Here is a 17,223-nt window from a genome sequence, read left to right as displayed (position 1 = left end):
GACCGCCGACGAGACGGGAGCGGCTACTCGTCGGCCGGGTGGTCGCCGTCGTCGTCCTCGCGGAGTTGCGCGGTGGGTTCGTCCAGCCGGTCGTCCAGTTTCCGCTCGAACCACGCCCACTCGCGGGTGAACTGTCCCGAGCGCTTGAGGTCCCACACGTCGGCGTCGGTGACGTACGGCCCCATCCGGAGCGACCGGACCATGTTGAGCAGCCACAGCGCGACGCTGACGCCGATGATCGCCGCGCCGAACGTGGCGATCCACTGGAGCGGGAGCCACTCGGGGTTGACGTCGACGTACGGCGCGTACGAGGCGTACCGCCGCGGCATGCCGTCGTAGCCGAGCAGCAGCATCGGGAAGAACGTCACGAACACGCCGACGATGAGCGTGTACGCCTGCACCCGCGCCAGCCGCCTGTCGAACCGCCGCCCCGTGATCAGCGGGAACCAGAAGTAACAGGCCGCGAAGGCCGCCATCGTGATCACCCCCATGACGATGAAGTGGAAGTGGCCGACCACGTAGTAGGTGTCGTGAAGCACCAAGTCGACGGGGATGGACGCGAGGAACACGCCCGTCACCCCGCCGATGACGAACAGGCCGACGCCGCCGATACAGAGGATCATCGGCGCCGTGAGTCGGACCCGCCCGCGCCACATCGTCGTCATCCAGTTGAACGTCTTGACCGCCGAGGGCACCGCGATGGCGATGGAGACGGCCATGAAACTCGCGCGCAGTCGCGGGTCGATCCCCGTCGCGAACATGTGGTGCGCCCAGACGCCGAACGAGAGCACCCCGAGCGCGAGCGTCGAGTAGACGATGAACCGGAAGCCGAACAGCTTCCGGCCGGAGAACTTGGGGAGGATGTAGCTCACGAGGCCGAACGCCGGCAACACGAGGATGTACACCTCGGGGTGGCCGAAGAACCAAAACAGGTGTTGCCAGAGGATCGGGCCGCCGCCCTCCACCGCGAAGAACGTGGTGCCGAAGTTGCGGTCCATCAGCAGCATCACCAGCGCGCTGCCCAAAAGCGGGAACGCGAACAGGATGATGCCCGCCATCGTGACGAGCGTCCACGTCAGGATGTCGAGGTCGGCCCACGACACCTCGGGGGCGCGCTCTTCGAACACGGTGACGATGATGTTGACCGCGCCGACCACGGTGGCGATCCCAGACAGGTGTAGCCCCAACAGCATCAGGTCGACCTGCGGGTTCTCCAGCGTGGTCGCGAGCGGCGTGTAGATGGTCCACCCGGTCGCCGGCGGTTCGAGCGCGAACAGCACCGCCGTGAGCCGAGCCAGCGCCGCCGACTGGAGGCCGGCGTACGTCTGGACGGCCGCGAGCACCTTCGCGGCCACCTCGGTTATCAGCCCCGCCCGCACCAACACGAGCGCCGGCGGGAGCAGCCAGAACCCCAGCGCGTTCGCCCGCGGGAACGCCATGTCGTCGGCGCCGACGAGGATCGGGACGAAGTAGTTCGCCATCCCGGTGAACGCGGGCGTGACGAAGAAGAACAGCATCGTCAGCCCGTGGGTGGTGAACAGCGCGTTGTACGTCTGCTCCGACCAGACGGTCGCGCCGGGCGTGAGCAGTTCCGTCCGGATCATCATCGCGTCCGTCCCGCCCCACATCGCGGCGACGAACGCAAAGGAGATGTAGAGGACCCCGATGTCGCGGTGGTTGACGGTGGTGAGCCACCGCAGCGGGTCGAACGGCAGCGCCGCGCGGACCCGCCGGCCCGGCAGCGAGCGCGTCCCCCCGTCGGCGCGGACGCGGCCGCGGGAGAACCGCCAGCCCGCGAACAACAGCGCGCCGACGACGAGCGCCGCGACCCCGCCCGCGACGGCGCCGCCCGCGTCGACGCTCATCGGCTCCCCCCGCTCCCCCCGCTCTCGCCGGCACGCTTCTCGCCGGGGAACGGCTCCATCCGGGCGGCGGTCTCGCCGGAGTAGTGGCCGTACACCGCCCCGAGGACGAACCCGTACACGAGGTGAGCGAACAGCGTCAACACGGCGTACACGACGAGGATCGCCCCCGTGAGGTCACCCCGGCCGAGGACGACGAACGCGACCCACAGCGGGACCCCGAACCCCATACCGCGGATCGCCGGGTCCGGCCCGATCGGGAGGTAGGATTCGAGCGCCACGAACACCAGCGGCCAGAGGAACGTGCCGGCGGCGAAGAACAGGACGAACCCGAAGACGAGACTGCCCGGCATCCCCACGAACCGCGCGACCACCTCGAAGATGCCGATCTGTGAGCGGGTTTCGACGTCGACGACGAGGAGGATCACCGACAGCACCGCCGCGGCGACCCCCCCACCGATCACCGCGCTCGCCGGCTTGTTCATGTCGCGTACCACAGGGGCGCCGTTCAAAAATCTACACACCAGTTCCCTAGCCCTGTCGCGGTTAGGACATGTGTATCGATCCCCAGGTACGTCCCGCGACCGCCGCTCGCCGCGTCGACCCGCAGGGCTTTACCGGTCGACCCGCCCAGTGGGTGGTATGTCGAACGAGGCCGGCGGCATCGTCGGGGAGTTCCTCTCGCTGAAGGCGTCGACGGACGCGGACGTGCTCGCGATGCAGTGTGGGGACTTCTACGAGTTCTTCGCCGACGACGCCGAACTCGTTGCCGCCGAGTTGGACCTCAAGGTGTCACAGAAGTCCAGCCACGGCTCCTCGTACCCGATGGCGGGCGTGCCGCTGTCGGAGCTGACACCGTACCTCACGGCGCTGGTCGAGCGGGGCTACCGGGTCGCCGTCGCCGACCAGTACGAGACCGCCGACGGCCACGCCCGCGAGATAGAACGGGTGGTGTCGCCGGGGACGGTACTCGACCCGGGCGACGCCGCCGCGCGCTACCTCGCGGCGGTCGAACGCGACGGCGACGGCTACGGGCTGGCGTTCGCGGACGTGACCACCGGCCGGTTCCGCGCGGCCGCGGTCGACGACGTCGACGACGTGCGCGCGGAACTCCACCGGTTCGACCCGGTCGAACTCCTCCCCGGGCTGGGGCTGCGCGACGACGACGCCTGGCCCGCGGTGCGCGACGACACCGACGCGCGCCTCACCCGCCGCGACCCGGAGGCGTTCGCGCCCGGCCGGGCGCGCCACCGCCTCCGCGAGCAGTTCGGCCGCGAGACGCTCGACGCGGTGGGGCTTGACGCCGACGCCGCCGTCGCCGCCGCGGGCGCCGTCCTCCGCTACGTCGACGAGACGGGCGCGGGCGTGCTCGCGTCGATGACGCGGCTGGGCACGCTCGACCCCGGCGGCCGGGTCGCGCTCGACGCCACCACCCAGCGCAACCTCGAACTCACCGAGACGATGCAGGGGGAGCGCGACGGCACGCTGCTGTCGACGCTCGACCACACGGAGACCGCCGCGGGGTCGCGGCTGCTCCGCGAGTGGGTCACCCGGCCGCGCCGCGACCGCGCGGAACTCGAACGCCGCCACGACGCGGTCGAGGCGCTCGCGTCGGCGGCGCTCGCGCGCGACCGCCTGCTCGATCACTTAGACGGCACCGCGGACCTCGAACGACTGGCGGCGCGCGCCACCAGCGGCAGCGCCGGTCCGCGCGACCTCGCGGCGGTCCGGGCGGCTCTGGCGACGCTGCCGGCGCTCGCGTCCGCCGTCGAGGGGACGCCGCTGGCGGAGTCGCCGGTCGCGGACGCGCTCGCGCGGCCCGACCAGGCGGCCGCGCGCGCGCTCCACGACGAACTCGACGACGCGCTGGTCGACGACCCGCCCGGGTCGCCCGGCGAGGGCGGTGTCATCGCCCGCGGGCACGACGACGAACTCGACGAACTCGTCGCGGAGTACGAGGAGGCGCGCGAGTGGCTCGACGGACTCGCCGACCGCGAGAAACGCCGGCACGGCCTCAGTCACGTCACGGTCGACCGCAACAAGACCGACGGCTACTACGTCCAGGTCGGGAAGTCGGCCGCCGACGGCGTGCCCGAGCACTACCGCGAGATCAAGACGCTGAAGAACTCCAAGCGGTTCGTCACCGACGAGTTGGAGGAGCGCGAGCGCACGGTACTGCGGCTCGAAGAGTCGCGGGGCGAACTCGAACGCGACCTGTTCGCCGACCTGCGCGGGACGGTCGCCGACCGCGCGGAACTGCTCCAAGACGTTGGGCGCGCGCTCGCGGAACTCGACGCGCTCGCCTCGCTGGCGGAGCACGCCGCCGGCAACGACTGGACCCGCCCGGACGTGGTGGCGCCGGGCGAGGGCGACTTGACCGTCGACGCGGGCCGGCACCCGGTGGTCGAGCGGACCACCGACTTCGTGCCGAACGACCTCCGGATGGACGACGAGCGGGGGTTCCTGCTCGTGACGGGACCGAACATGAGCGGGAAGTCCACCTACATGCGCCAGTGTGCGCTGGTCGTCCTGCTCGCGCAGGCGGGGAGTTTCGTCCCCGCCGACGCCGCGACGGTGCCGCTGGTGGATGGCATCTACACCCGGGTCGGCGCGCTCGACGAACTCGCGCAGGGGCGCTCGACGTTCATGGTGGAGATGCAGGAGTTGAGCAACATCCTCCACAGCGCCACCGACGAGTCGCTCGTCATCCTCGACGAGGTGGGGCGGGGGACGGCGACGTACGACGGCATCTCCATCGCGTGGGCGGCGACGGAGTACCTCCACAACGAGGTGCGCGCGCGGACGCTGTTCGCCACGCACTACCACGAACTCACGTCGCTCGCCGACCACCTCCCCCGGGTGGCGAACGTCCACGTCGCGGCCGAGGAGCGCGACGGCGAGGTGACGTTCCTCCGGCGGGTTCGGGACGGCCCGACCGACCGCTCGTACGGCGTCCACGTCGCGGACCTGGCGGGCGTCCCCGCGCCCGTGGTGGACCGCGCGGACGAGGTGTTGGACCGCCTGCGAGCCGAGAAGGCCATCGAGGCGCGCGGCTCCGACAGCGACGCCGGGACGAAACAGGCCGTCTTCGACCTCTCGGCCGGCGAGTTCGTCGGCGGCGCGGACGGACGGGAGTCCGCGGGACCGACGACGACGGCGAACGGGACCGACCGGGAGGAGCGAGCGGCCGACGCGAACCCGGCCGACGACGGGCGCGCCGCGGGGGGGAACGGGGAGGGCGGGGGGCGCGCCGCAACAGTGAAACCCCGGCGGGCCGAGGACACGGCAGATGCGACGCTCCCGCCCGACGTGCGCGCAGTGGTGTCGGAACTCCGGTCGGCGGACGTGAACGACACGTCGCCGCTGGAACTGGCGGGACGGGTCAGCGAGTGGCAACGGCGGCTGGAGTCGGCGTCGGAGTCGACCCCGAACGCGGACGCGAGCGCGGAGGCGGCGGCCGAGACGAACGCGGACACGGAGACCGACCGATGACGGAACACCCCCTACACGCGACGGTGAGCCAGCGTGGCGTCCTGTTCGGCCCGCGCGGCGAGATACTCGTCGTCCGGCGGGCGAGCGACGGCGGCTGGGAACTCCCCGGCGGCCGCCTCGGCGCCGAGGAGGGCGCGCTGGCCGGCGTCAGACGCGAGATCGAGGAGGAGACCGGGCTGAACCCGGAAGTGACCGGCGCCGTCCACGCGTTCGCGTGGCGCAACGACGACGACGACGGCCGGTTCGCGGTGTACTACTCGTGTTCGGCCGGCGAGCGCGAGGTGCGCTTGAGCCACGAGCACACCGACCACGAGTGGCTCCCCGCCGACGCCGCCGTCGAGCGGCTGAGCGGCCCGCAGGGCAACGCGGTCGAGCGCGCGCTCGACGACGACCCCGCGCCCGGGTTCTGAGCCGCCGGGCGGGGGAGCGCGCACCCGAGCGCGGCGGCTCAGAACCCGGACGCGACGCGGGAGTGGTACATTCATACGACTCGGCGCCCACCTGCGACCGATGAGCGACGGCCGCCGCGACCCGCCCGAACGCCGCGAGATCAGCCCGCTCGACGACCGCACCGTCCGCGAGATAGCCGCGGGCGAGGTGGTCGAACGGCCCGCGAGCGTCGTGAAGGAACTCGTCGAGAACGCCCTCGACGCCGGCGCCTCCCGCGTCGCCGTCGCCGTCGAGGCGGGCGGGGTCGAGGGGGTACGGGTGCGCGACGACGGCCACGGGATGCGCCCCGACCAGTTGCCCGACGCGGTGGCGCGACACGCCACGAGCAAACTCGACGACACCGCCGACCTCGACGCGGGCGTCGGGACGCTCGGCTTCCGCGGCGAGGCGCTCCACACCGTCGGCGCCGTCGCGGAACTCACGCTCCGCTCGCGCCCGCCGGACGCCGAGACGGGCGCGGAGCTGACGGTGGCCCACGGCGAGACGGGCGACGTGCGGCGGGTCGGCTGTCCCGCGGGGACGACGGTGGTGGTCCGCGACCTGTTCGGCGAGACGCCCGCGCGCCGGAAGTTCCTCAAGACGCCCGCGACCGAGTTCGACCGGGTGAACGCGACCGTCTCGGCGTACGCGCTCGCCAACCCCGACGTGGCCGTCTCGCTCGAACACGACGGCCGCGAGGTGTTCGCCTCGACCGGCGACGGCGACCTGCGGTCGGCGGTGCTCGCGGTGTACGGCCGCGAGGTGGCCGAGGCGATGGTGCCGGTCGGCGGCGCGGACCCCGTCGAGAGCGGTGCGGACGCCGAGTCGGGAGCCGGCGGCGAGGCCGAAAGCGAGGTGCGCGTCTCGGGACTCGTCTCGCACCCCGAGACGACGCGGGCGGGCAGGGAGTACCTCACGACGTTCGTCAACGGCCGGTGGGTGCGCGACGGCGCCCTCCGCTCGGCGGTCGTCTCGGCGTACGGCGGGCAGCTCGCGTCCGACCGCTACCCGTTCGCGACCCTGTTCGTCGACGTGCCGCCCGCGGCGGTCGACGTGAACGTCCACCCCCGGAAGACCGAGGTCCGGTTCGACGACGACGCGGGCGTGACCGACCGGGTCGAGACCGCCGTCCGCGAGGCGCTGCTCGACCACGGGCTGGTCCGCTCGTCGGCGCCCCGCGGCCGCTCGGCGCCCGACGAGACCGCCGTGGACCCCGAGGTGGTGGGCGGCGCCGGCACGGACCACGAGCGGGCGGCCGAGGCCCGACGGGAGCCGCCGTCGGCCGGCGGAGACGGGGGGACCGACGGCGACGGCGGGGGTGGAGGCGACGACGGCGGGGGCGACGACGGGGCGACCACGTCGGTGCTCGACGCGTGGAGCGGGTCCGCGGCGTCGGATCCGGGCGGTCCGAGCGGGTCGGGGGGTCCGGGCCGCCCCGGCGAGTCGAGCGGTTCGGACGGCCCGAGCGACCCGAGCGGGTCCCGCGGGTCGGACGAGTCGGCCGGGAGCGACGGCGCGGACGGCTCGGCGGGTGTGACCGCGGAGACCGCCGGAGCGGCCGACGCCGCCGGGGGGAGCGACGGGGACGGCGCCGGGGGCCGCCCGACGGACCACCCCCCTCGGGGCGGGGGCGCCGGGGGGTGGAACGGCCGGCCGTCGCCCCGCGGGTGGCAGGCCGGCGACGACTCCGACGGGAACGACGGCGAGGGCGGAGAACAGGGTGACGGCGGGGAGGGAGGACACGGCGAGGGCGGGGAGCGCTGGAGCGCCCCCGCCCAGTCGACGCTCGCGGGCGGGACGACCGACGAGCGGACCGACCACGAGTCGCTGCCCGCGATGCGCGTGCTCGGCCAGTACGACGGCACGTACCTGGTCTGCGAGACGGACGCGGGGCTGGTGTTGGTCGACCAGCACGCGGCCGACGAGCGGGTGAACTACGAGCGCCTCCGGGAGGCGGTGGGGCGAGAGGCGCCGGTCCAGACGCTCGCGGAGCCGGTCGAACTCGAACTCACCGCACGGGAGGACGCGCTGTTCGACTCGTTCGAGGCGGCGCTCGCGGACGCCGGCTTCCGCGCCGAGCGGAGCGGCGACAGAAGCGTCGCGGTGACGGCGGTGCCGGCGGTGTTCGACGCGACGCTCGACCCTGACCTGCTCCGGGACGTGCTGGCGGCGCTCGCGGACGACGTGGCCGCGGGCGACCGCCCGGTCGCGGAGGTGGTCGACGCGCTGCTCGCCGACCTCGCCTGCTACCCCTCGGTCACCGGCAACACGGCGCTGACCGCGGGGAGCGTCACCGACCTGCTCGACGCGCTCGACGCCTGCGAGAACCCCTACGCCTGCCCGCACGGCCGGCCCGTGCTCGTGGAGTTCGGCCGCGAGGAGGTCGAAGCGCGGTTCGAGCGCGACTACCCCGGCCACGCCGGCCGGCGCGAGCGGGAGTGACAGCGGGCGACGGAGCGGGGCGAACGGCGGAGAGCCGACCGGGGAGACGGGCGGGAGATTTCCGCGGCTTACTTGTGCTCGCCCGCCACAGAGCGGGGTATACTATGACCGACCTCGTCACGTTCGGCGAGACGATGATCCGGTTCTCGCCGCCGGAGGGGACGCGCCTGGAGACGGCCGACGAGTTCGACGTCCGACTGGGCGGCGCGGAGAGCAACGTCGCCGTCGCCGCCGCCTCGCTCGGACTCGACGCCGTCTGGCTGTCGAAACTCGCGCGCTCGCCGCTCGGCCGCCGGGTGGTCCGCGGCCTGCGCGGCCACGGCGTCGACACCCGGGTGGCGTGGGACGACGGCGACGACGCCCGCGTCGGCACCTACTACCTCGAACCCGGCGGGCGCCCGCGCGGGACGAAGGTGGTGTACGACCGCGCGGACGCCGCCATCACCACGGTCGACGTCGACGAACTCCCGACCGACGCGCTCGCGGAGGCGGAGTACCTCTACACCAGCGGCATCACGCCCGCGCTGTCGGACGCCGCCGCCGAGACGACCGCGGCGCTGTTGGAGCGGGCGCGCGAGGCGGGCGCGCGGACCGCGCTCGACCTCAACTACCGGTCGAAGCTGTGGTCGCCCGACGAAGCGCGCTCCGCGTTCGAGTCGCTGTTTCCCGAGGTGGACGTGCTCGTCACCGCCCGCCGGGACGCGGAGACGGTGCTCGGCCGCGACGGCGACCCCACGGACGTGGCGCGGGAACTGGCCGACGAGTTCGACTTCGAGACGGTCGTGGTCACCCGCGGCGCGAAGGGCGCCGTGGCGGTCCACGACGGCGAGGCGTACGACCAGCCGGCGTACGAGGCCGACACGCTCGACCCCATCGGCACCGGCGACGCGTTCGTCGGCGGCTTCCTCGCCAAGCGGTGCCGGGGCGGCGACGTCGCCGAGGCGCTGTCGTGGGGCGCGGCGACCGCCGCGTTCAAGCGCACCACCGCGGGCGACCTCGCGGTCGTGACGCCCGAGGAAGTCGAACGCGTCGTCGCCGAACGCGGCGGCGGCATCGCGCGGTAGGGCGCGGCGGGCCGGAGCCGCCGGCGTCGGACGACCGCCGGCGCGGGCCGACCGGTCGGGAACGATCCGCATCCCCGCGTTCCGCGACGGCGACTACACGGAGGCGTGGCTGACGGAACGGGAGCGGGGGACGGCGCGGCGGAGTAGCGGGACCGGACGCGGGCGCGCGAGCGAACCGGGGTCGCGACCGGCCGCTACGTCCCGTCGCCGACGTGGTCGAGCGCGGTCGTGTACGCCTCGCGGACGCGGGTGAACTCCTCGCGGCTCCCGCCCTGGTCCGGGTGGACGTCCTTCACCTGCTCGCGGTACGCCCGCTGGACGTCGTCCTCGTCGGCGCCCGGGGGGAGACCGAGCGCCTCGAAGGCGGCGGTCGTCGGGTCCGGTTCGACGTCCGCGCCGAGGAACACGTCGGGCACCTCGAACGGGAGTCGCCGCCCGAGTTGGTGGCCGGGCATCTCGTGTTCACAGAGGACGACGAACAGGTCGGGGTCGACGTCGCCGGCGTCGCTCGCGCGCTTCAGTCGGAAGTACGCCCGCGCGTCGAACGTGATGGCGACGCTCCGCTCGGGGAGGTAGAAGGCGACGCGGACGCCGTCGAGTTCGTACTCCTCGGCGTAGCGCTCGTCGATCCGGCGGAGGTAGTCGCGGATCTCCGCCTTCCGGCGGACCGTGCCGTCGACCGTCGCCCCCGTCTCGGCGGGCGGGTCGGGGAACCACCGGTTGGCCGCGAGGAAGACGAGCGCCAGCCCGAACGAGGCGGTGAGACCGACCGCGACGCCGAGCGTGAGCCATCCGGGGAGACCGACGAACCACTCCTCGAACACGAACCGGGGTTGGCGGTCGGTGGTCTTGAACCCCTCGCCGCCCCGCCGCACCGACCCGCTCACCCCCGTCGGCGTCCCAGCCTCGGGTGTGCCCGTCGTCCGGGTCGAAGCCGCAGACACCGACGACTCGACCCCCGTCGGCGAGGGTCTCACCCGGTTCGCCCGCCGGGCCGGCCGGTCCGCCCCGTAGTCGCGTCGTCGCCGTCGGAGCCGTCACCGTCCGCGTCGGGGAGGGGACGGTCGGGAGAAGGGAGTCGCGGCTCGGCGCTCAGATCATGTCCTCGGCTTTCAGCCCGGCGATGACGTCGTCGACCAGCGACTCCACGTCCTCGTAGGGGAACTCCTGGTGGGAGCCGAGTTTGGCCGCCATCTCCATCGCGGTGAAGGAGGTGTCGCCCGCCTCGAACCGCGTGCCCGGCCCGTTCGGGAGCGCCGGGACGAGGTCCATCTGGCTCGTGACGGGGTAGTCGGCGGCGGAGAACGCCTCGGTGAACTGCGCGCGGAGGTCGGCTTCCACGTCGTCGGTCATGTGCCTTCCCCCGGCCCTCGGTCGCAAAAGCGTTCCGGAACGGCGGAAAACGCCGGCGGAGTTGCCGTCCCGCCGACTCCGGCCGGCGGCGCGTCGCCGGCGCGTGCGGGGCGCCCCCGCACTGTCCGGCGGCGCGGACGGCCGCGAAGCGGGGAGTTAATCGCCGGGCGACCGAACGGGCGGGCGTGACCGAAGCGTCCGACCCCGGCTCCGACTCCGATTTCGACTTCGACTTCGACCTGTTGTGTGAACTCACCGAGGCCAGCGGCGTGCCCGGGTACGAAGACCAGGTGCGCGAGGTGGTCCGCCGGGAGCTGGAGGCCGCGACCGACCGCGTGCGGACCGACGCGATGGGCAACGTCGTCGGCACCGTCGAGGGCGACTCCGACTACACGGTCGCCGTCGCGGCCCACATGGACGAGATCGGGTTCATGGTGAAACACGTCGACGACGACGGGTTCCTCAGACTGGACGCGCTTGGCGGGTGGGACCCGCGGGTGCTGCGCGCCCAGCGGGTGCGCGTCCACGCCGCCGACGGCGACCTGACGGGCGTCATCGGGTCGGTGCCGCCGCACACGCTCTCGGCGGAGGACCGCGAGAAGGACGACAGCGTCGAACGGGTGTTCGTCGACCTCGGGACGACGGACCCCGAGGCGGTCGCCGACCGCGTCTCCGTGGGCGACCTGGTGACGATGGAGCAGTCGACGGTGCGGATGGGCGACGCGGTGACGGGGAAGGCGCTCGACGACCGGGTGTGCGTGCTCGCGATGCTGGAGACCGCCCGACGGCTCGACGACCCCGCGGTGACGGTCCAGTTCTGTGCGACCACCCAAGAGGAGGTGGGCCTGCGCGGCGCGACGGCGCTCGGGGGCGACGTCGACCCGGACCTGGCGGTGGCGCTCGACGTGACCGTCGCGAGCGACGTGCCCGACGTCGACGACGACCGACAGGTGACGCGGCTGGGCGAGGGGACGGCGATCAAGCTGAAGGACTCGTCGGTGATCACGAACCCGAAGGTCCACCGGCGGATGCGCGCGGTCGCTGAAGACGAGGGGATCGCCCACCAGTTCGAGGTGCTGCCCGCCGGCGGCACCGACACCGCGGGCTTTCAGAACAGCCACGGCGCGACGCCCGTCGGCGCCATCTCCGTCCCGACGCGCTACCTCCACACCGTCACCGAGACGGCCAACGGCGACGACGTCGACGCGACGGTCGACCTCCTGACCGCGTTCCTCGACACGGAGACGGGCGAGCACGACTACACGCTGTAGGCCGCCGGGGTCGCGGCGCCGAGACCGCGTGACGGGGGCGCCATTACCGATCGACGGATTCACCTTCGGGGGTCTCGAAGCGCGTCCCATGAGCGATGCCATGAGTCGCCGGGCGTTCCTCCGCGGCGCGGCCGGCGCGGCGGCGCTGAGCGGGAGCGCGGGCGCGGCGGCCGCCCAGGAGAGCACCGGCACCGCGAGCGGCGGCGGTGAAGGCGGCGAGGAAACCGCGGCTTCGACGCCCGCGCCCACCCAGTCGACCGGGGTGCCCGACTCCGCCAAGAGCCTGGGGGTCGCGTCGTTCATCGCCATGTGCGCGACGCTCGGGCTGGCGTTCTTCTTCACCAAGTACGGCGGCGACTACGAACCGCCCGAAGAGGAGTAACCCGACCCGCCCGCCCGGGCGTCCGGTCGCACGCTCGGAGCCGCACCTCCCGGTCCCGATGGCTCGACCCTTCCTACCCGTTCGACCGAACGCCGAGCCGTGGCGCCGTCGTCACCATCCCGACCGCCAGTCGCCGTCGGGTTCGAGAGGTACGCAGGTCCCGGGAGTCGGGCGGCGACGGCCGCTTCGCTCCTCGGGAGCGGGCGTCACACGAGAACCCCGGGGTAGGACCGCCGGGGAGGGTCGATCCATGTCAAAGGCCGTGGGCGTCCACGTGCGTATCGACCCGGTTGAAGCGGGGGGAGAGACTCCGATAAGGCTCATCCTTGCGACTGAACGAGGGGACATCGGTCCGGTCGGCCGACCGCCGCGTCGCTCTCCCCGGGGTCCGCCGAAGCCGGCCTACTCGAGCGTCTCGCGGTAGCGCCGTTCGTACTCGGCGAGGACCGCGTCGTGGTCGAAGTCGGCGAACCGTTCGTCGACGGTCCGCCGCTCGAGGCCGCCGCAGGCCGCTATCTCGTCGGCGAGTTCGCCCGGACTGGTGACCAGCCTGCCGCGGTCGAACCCCTCGACGAGTTCGTGCGCGCTCGACCCGGCCTGGTACTCGACGATGCCGACACAGCCGCACGCGAGCGCCCACAGCAACCCCGTGGCGAACGGCTCGTCGGTCGCCGTCTGGGCGAACGCGTGTGCCCCCTTCAACAGCGGGACGAGTTCCGCGGGCGGGAGGTCGCCCCGGAACGTCACCCGGTCGTCGATCCTGAGGTCGCGCGCCGTCCGCTCGGCGGCCGCGCGGGCGGGTCCGTCGCCGACGACCGCCGCCCGCCACTCCCGGTCGCGCAGCTCCGCGAGCGCGAGCAGGAGCGTCTCCACGTTCGCGTTCGCGTCGAGTCGGCGGGCGTACACCACGTCGGCGTCGCCCGCGGCGTCGGCCGACCGCACCAGGTCGAAGTCGACGCTCTCAGGGACGACGTGGACGTCGTCGGCGGCCGCGCCGCGTTCGCGCACGTCGGTCCGCACCGCCTCCGAGGGGACGAGCACCGCGTCGGGCTTCGTCGCCGCCCTCCGGTACCCCTTCGCCGTGCCGAGGTCGGGGTCGGCCCCCCACCAGTCGACGAGCGTCGGCGTCCGGAGGAGTCGACAGACGGTGGCGGCCGTCGAGGCGTGCGCCGGCGGGGCGCAGACCGCCTGCACCACGTCCGGCGAGACGCTCCGGAGCGCGAACGGGAGCTTCGACCGGAACGACCCCGACGAGGCCGCGTCGGTCACCGCCCGGTAGGTGACCCCGTCGCGGTCGAACGCGTCGGCGTCGCCGTCCCACCACCGCGCGCACAGCCAGACCACCTCGTGGCCCCGCGCCGACAGCCCCGCCGCGACCCGTTCGGCCCGCCGGAGCGCGGGCGTGTCCCGACGGTCGGTGGTGTACATCGAGACGAACGCGACGCGCATCTGTGCGCCCGGTCGCGTGGCGGCGACAAAAACCCGGGTGGTGCGGGGCGCGGCCACCCGAACGCTTTACGCCGACCCGGGACGCGTGTTCACGCATGCCAGAACCGGACGACCCGACCGACGACCAGCGAGCGCGGGGGTACGACGTCGAGCGCTACCTCAACATCCGGAGCGCGCACACGGCGGACTTCGCGCCCGACGGGACGCTCGCGTTCCTGATGGACACGACCGGCACGCCGCAGGTGTGGAGCCTCTCGGAGCCGGGCGCGTGGCCCGAACAGCACACCTTCTACGACGAGCGGGTGACGTTCGTCGACTGGTCGCCCGAGCGGCGCGAACTCGCGTTCGGGATGGACGAGGGCGGCAACGAGCGCGCGCAACTGTACCGCCTCAACCCCGACTCGGGCCGGATCACCGAGTGGACGGCGATGCCCGAGTTCAAACACCGCTGGGGCGGCTGGAGCCACGACGGGAGCCGGTTCGCGTTCGCCTCCAACCGCCGCGACGAGTCGGTGTTCGACGTGTACGTCCAGCGGCGGGACGCGACGGGCGACGACGCCGAACTCGTCCACGAGGGCGACGGCTGGCTCAGCGTCGCCGGCTGGAGCCCGGACGACGACCGCCTCCTCGTCCACCGGGCGAGTTCGAGCTTCGACCACGACCTGTACGCGCTCGACCTGAAGTCGGGCGCGTTCGACCACCTCACCCCACACGAGGGGACCGCCCGCTTTTCGAGCCCCCAGTGGGGTCCCGACGGCGAGGGGGTGTACGTCTGTACCGACCACGACGCCGACACCCTCCAACTCGAACGGCTGGATCTCGACTCGGGCGAGTTCTGGGTGGTCGAAGGCGGCGGCGAGTGGAACGTCGACGGCGTGGCGATAGACGAGGAGACCGAGCGGCTGGTCTACTCGCGGAACGTCGACGGCTACACGGAGTTCACCGCCGGGGAGTTGGCGGCGGCCGACCGGGTCGAGGCGTTCCCCGACCCCGACCTGCCCGGGGGCGTCGCCGGCGGCGTCTCCTTCGACGACGACGGCGACCGCTACGCGGTGACGGTGACGGGGAGCACGGTCAACACCAACGTGTACGTCGTCGACGCGGAGACGGGCGACAGCGAGCGGTGGACGTACGCCGCCACCGCGGGCATCCCCGCCGACACGTTCGTCGAACCCGAGTTGGTCCACTACCCGACGTTCGACGGCCGCGACATTCCCGCGTTCTTCTCGACGCCCGACGACGCGCCCGAGGGCGAAACCCCCGTGGTGGTCGACATCCACGGCGGGCCCGAGGGCCAGCGCCGCCCGTCGTTCAACGGGGTGAAACAGTTCCTCCTCTCGCACGGCTACGCGGTGTTCGAGCCGAACGTCCGCGGGTCGGCGGGGTACGGCAAGGCGTACAGCCACCTCGACGACGTCGAAAAGCGGATGGACTCGGTCGCCGACGTCGAGGCGGGCGTCGAGTGGCTCCACGACCACCCCGTGGTCGACCCCGACCGGGTCGTCGCCATGGGCGGGTCGTACGGCGGGTTCATGGTGCTCGCGGCGATGACCGAGTACCCCGACCTGTGGGCCGCGGGCGTCGACATCGTCGGCATCGCCAACTTCGTCACGTTCCTCGAGAACACGGGCGACTGGCGCAGGGAACTCCGCGAGGCCGAGTACGGCTCGCTCGAGGAGGACAGGGAGTTCCTCGAATCCGTCTCGCCGATCAACAGCGTCGACCGGATCGCGGCGCCGCTGTTCGTCCTCCACGGCGCGAACGACCCGCGGGTGCCGGTGGGCGAGGCCGAACAGGTCGCCGAGGAGGCGAGCGAACACGTCCCGACGCGGAAGCTGATCTTCGACGACGAGGGCCACGGCTTCTCGAAGCTCGAAAACCGGATCGAGGCGTACCGCGCGGTCGTCGAGTTCCTCGACGAACACGTCTGAGCCGCGTCCGGGGCGACCTGGACCGCCGCGGGGCGGCGACCCGACTCGCTCGGCCGCGGGTCACCCCTCGACCCGTCCGAGTCGGGTTGTTTCACTATAGCCAACTCGGTTGACGAACGGTGTAAAAAAGGGAGGTGCCGTATGAACTATACACGTGTAGCGGGAGAAGCGTGAGGATGCCGGATCGTTTCCCGGACGCCCGCGTGCTCGTGACGGCCGCCTCCGAGTCGGACGGCGACGCGGACGACGCGGGAGGCGCACCCACCCCCGAGGCGGTACACCGGGTCGCCGACGATATCGGCGCGGCGCTCGGGGCGGACACCGTGGTGAAACACGGGATCACGGCGCGCGAATACGTCGCGGAGTTGGCGCCCCTACTGGACTGCGTGGTGTGTCTCGCCGACGACACGGACGCGCTCGCGTCGTTCGCCGACCTCGACCCGCAGCTACCGCTGGTGGCGTACGGCGAGGCGACGTCCGTCTCGCCGGTGAGCAGCGTGGTGCGGCCCGACGACGGAATCGACGCGCTGGTCGCGCGCGTCGCCGACCGGATCGAGCGCAACCGCGAGCGGAACCGCCTCGACGAGGCGAACACCAAGCTCACCGCGCTCAACACGTACACCCGCGCGATAACCGCCTGCGAGTCGCGCGAGGAGGTGGTCGACCGGGTCGTCGGCGCGGTGACCGAGGCGCTCGCGTACGACCGGTGCGTGCTGGCGTTCGTCGAGGGCGGCGAACTCGTCCCGTACGGCAACCTCCTCCCCGACGAGGAGGCGGTGCGGCTCGACGTCGGCGAGGGGGTCGCGGGGCGAACCTACGTGACGGGCGAGTCGATGGTCGTCGACGACTACGACAGCCACCCCGCCCACCACCGGGAGTCGCCGTACATCACGTCGGTCGCGAGCGTCGCCGTCGGCGAGTACGGCGTGTTACAGGTGACCACCCCCGACGAGGCGGCGTTCGACGAGCGCGACGTGGAGTTCCTCGAGATCGTCGCCGCCCACGCGGCCGAGGCGCTCGCGCGACTCGAACGCGAGACCGCGCTCCGGAGCGAGCGCGACCGCCTGTACGCGTTCTTCGAGCGGCTCCCCGCGCCGACGGTGTACGTCGAGTCGGCGTGCGGCGAGCCGCCGGTGGTGCGCGAGGCGAACGCGGCCTACGAGCGGTCGTTCCCCGACGCGCCCGTCGGCGTCCCCGTCGACGAGGCGTTCCCCACCGACGTCGAACGCCGGCTGTTCGGCGAGTCGATCCGGGCGGACGACCCGGTCAGCGCCACCGTCCGCCGGCCGACCGCCGACGCGGCCGACGCGGAACTGACCGTGACGCTCGTCCCCGTCCGGACCACGGGGGTCGAGGCCGCCGGGTTCGGCGTCTACGTCGACGAGGTCGCGCTGCCGTAGCCGGCGGTCGGCTCCCGGCGCGTCCACGGCGCCGGCGCTCGACGCGTGGGCGGACACGACCCGCGGGCGGGGCGGCTACGGCGGCGACTCCTCGGGACCGACCACCGGGTCGGCGGCGGGGGCAACTTCGGCGTCGGGCGCGGGCGCG

Annotated in this window: 13 protein-coding genes; 8 read left to right on the top strand and 5 right to left on the bottom strand. The window is 73.0% G+C overall.

The features are described from left to right. Positions 1 to 23 precede the first annotated feature (23 nt). Together K933_RS05930 and K933_RS05925 are read right to left on the bottom strand one after the other, a co-directional pair. Positions 24 to 1,865 (bottom strand): cbb3-type cytochrome c oxidase subunit I, encoded by a 1,842-nt coding sequence (locus K933_RS05930; RefSeq protein WP_023393788.1) that lies wholly within the window; start codon positions 1,863 to 1,865, stop codon positions 24 to 26. Continuing rightward, positions 1,862 to 2,347: a DUF6789 family protein gene (locus tag K933_RS05925; protein WP_023393787.1), complete on the bottom strand. Its 486-nt coding sequence runs from the start codon at positions 2,345 to 2,347 to the stop codon at positions 1,862 to 1,864. Before K933_RS05925 ends, K933_RS05930 begins: the two co-directional genes overlap by 4 nt. Positions 2,348 to 2,504: 157 nt before the next feature. Between K933_RS05925 and mutS the strand changes: the two genes are divergently transcribed. The 4 genes from mutS to kdgK1 all read left to right on the top strand — a co-directional run bounded on the left by mutS (position 2,505) and on the right by kdgK1 (position 9,289). Then, positions 2,505 to 5,354 carry a DNA mismatch repair protein MutS gene (gene mutS / locus K933_RS05920; protein WP_023393786.1) on the top strand — a complete coding sequence of 950 codons (2,850 nt, stop codon included), beginning with the start codon at positions 2,505 to 2,507 and terminating at the stop codon, positions 5,352 to 5,354. After that, entirely contained in the window at positions 5,351 to 5,764 is a 414-nt protein-coding gene (locus tag K933_RS05915) for an NUDIX hydrolase (protein ID WP_023393785.1), read from the top strand. The genes mutS and K933_RS05915 overlap by 4 nt, the downstream gene beginning before the upstream one ends. Before the next feature lie 100 nt (positions 5,765 to 5,864). Continuing rightward, the gene (mutL, locus tag K933_RS05910; RefSeq protein ID WP_023393784.1) at positions 5,865 to 8,225 is read left to right on the top strand and encodes a DNA mismatch repair endonuclease MutL; all 2,361 of its coding nucleotides are present in this window, start codon (positions 5,865 to 5,867) and stop codon (positions 8,223 to 8,225) included. 104 nt (positions 8,226 to 8,329) lie between these two features. Then, positions 8,330 to 9,289 (top strand): bifunctional 2-dehydro-3-deoxygluconokinase/2-dehydro-3-deoxygalactonokinase, encoded by a 960-nt coding sequence (gene kdgK1 / locus K933_RS05905; protein WP_023393783.1) that lies wholly within the window; start codon positions 8,330 to 8,332, stop codon positions 9,287 to 9,289. A 194-nt stretch (positions 9,290 to 9,483) separates the two neighbouring features. Here the strand turns inward: kdgK1 and K933_RS05900 are convergent, their stop codons facing one another. Next, complete coding sequence (locus K933_RS05900) at positions 9,484 to 10,113, bottom strand: J domain-containing protein (protein ID WP_049947654.1); 630 nt, start codon at positions 10,111 to 10,113, stop codon at positions 9,484 to 9,486. 268 nt (positions 10,114 to 10,381) lie between these two features. Beyond that, the gene (locus tag K933_RS05895; protein ID WP_023393781.1) at positions 10,382 to 10,642 is read right to left on the bottom strand and encodes an MTH865 family protein; all 261 of its coding nucleotides are present in this window, start codon (positions 10,640 to 10,642) and stop codon (positions 10,382 to 10,384) included. Between the two features lie 185 nt (positions 10,643 to 10,827). On the opposite strand from K933_RS05895, the gene K933_RS05890 reads away from it, so the two are divergent. Then, complete coding sequence (locus K933_RS05890; protein ID WP_023393780.1) at positions 10,828 to 11,913, top strand: M42 family metallopeptidase; 1,086 nt, start codon at positions 10,828 to 10,830, stop codon at positions 11,911 to 11,913. Between the two features lie 88 nt (positions 11,914 to 12,001). Then, a complete protein-coding gene (locus K933_RS19470; protein WP_080509205.1) occupies positions 12,002 to 12,295 on the top strand; it encodes a hypothetical protein in 294 nt (97 codons plus the stop codon). 402 nt (positions 12,296 to 12,697) lie between these two features. On the opposite strand, the gene K933_RS05880 is transcribed toward K933_RS19470, so the two are convergent. Beyond that, positions 12,698 to 13,744 carry a glycosyltransferase family 4 protein gene (locus K933_RS05880; protein WP_023393778.1) on the bottom strand — a complete coding sequence of 349 codons (1,047 nt, stop codon included), beginning with the start codon at positions 13,742 to 13,744 and terminating at the stop codon, positions 12,698 to 12,700. Between the two features lie 95 nt (positions 13,745 to 13,839). Here K933_RS05880 and K933_RS05875 point away from each other — a divergent pair, with 95 nt between their 5' ends. Both K933_RS05875 and K933_RS05870 read left to right on the top strand, forming a co-directional pair. After that, positions 13,840 to 15,675: a S9 family peptidase gene (locus K933_RS05875; protein ID WP_023393777.1), complete on the top strand. Its 1,836-nt coding sequence runs from the start codon at positions 13,840 to 13,842 to the stop codon at positions 15,673 to 15,675. Between the two features lie 176 nt (positions 15,676 to 15,851). After that, positions 15,852 to 17,075, top strand: coding sequence for a GAF domain-containing protein (locus K933_RS05870; protein ID WP_049947649.1), 1,224 nt, complete (start codon positions 15,852 to 15,854; stop codon positions 17,073 to 17,075). Positions 17,076 to 17,223: the final 148 nt, after the last annotated feature.

The sequence above is a fragment of the Candidatus Halobonum tyrrellensis G22 genome (assembly GCF_000495475.1).
Classification (GTDB): Archaea; Halobacteriota; Halobacteria; order Halobacteriales; family Haloferacaceae; genus Halobonum; species Halobonum tyrrellense.
The sequence above is the reverse complement of the archived record's forward strand: the minus strand, read 5'-3'. Positions and strand labels throughout refer to the sequence as shown.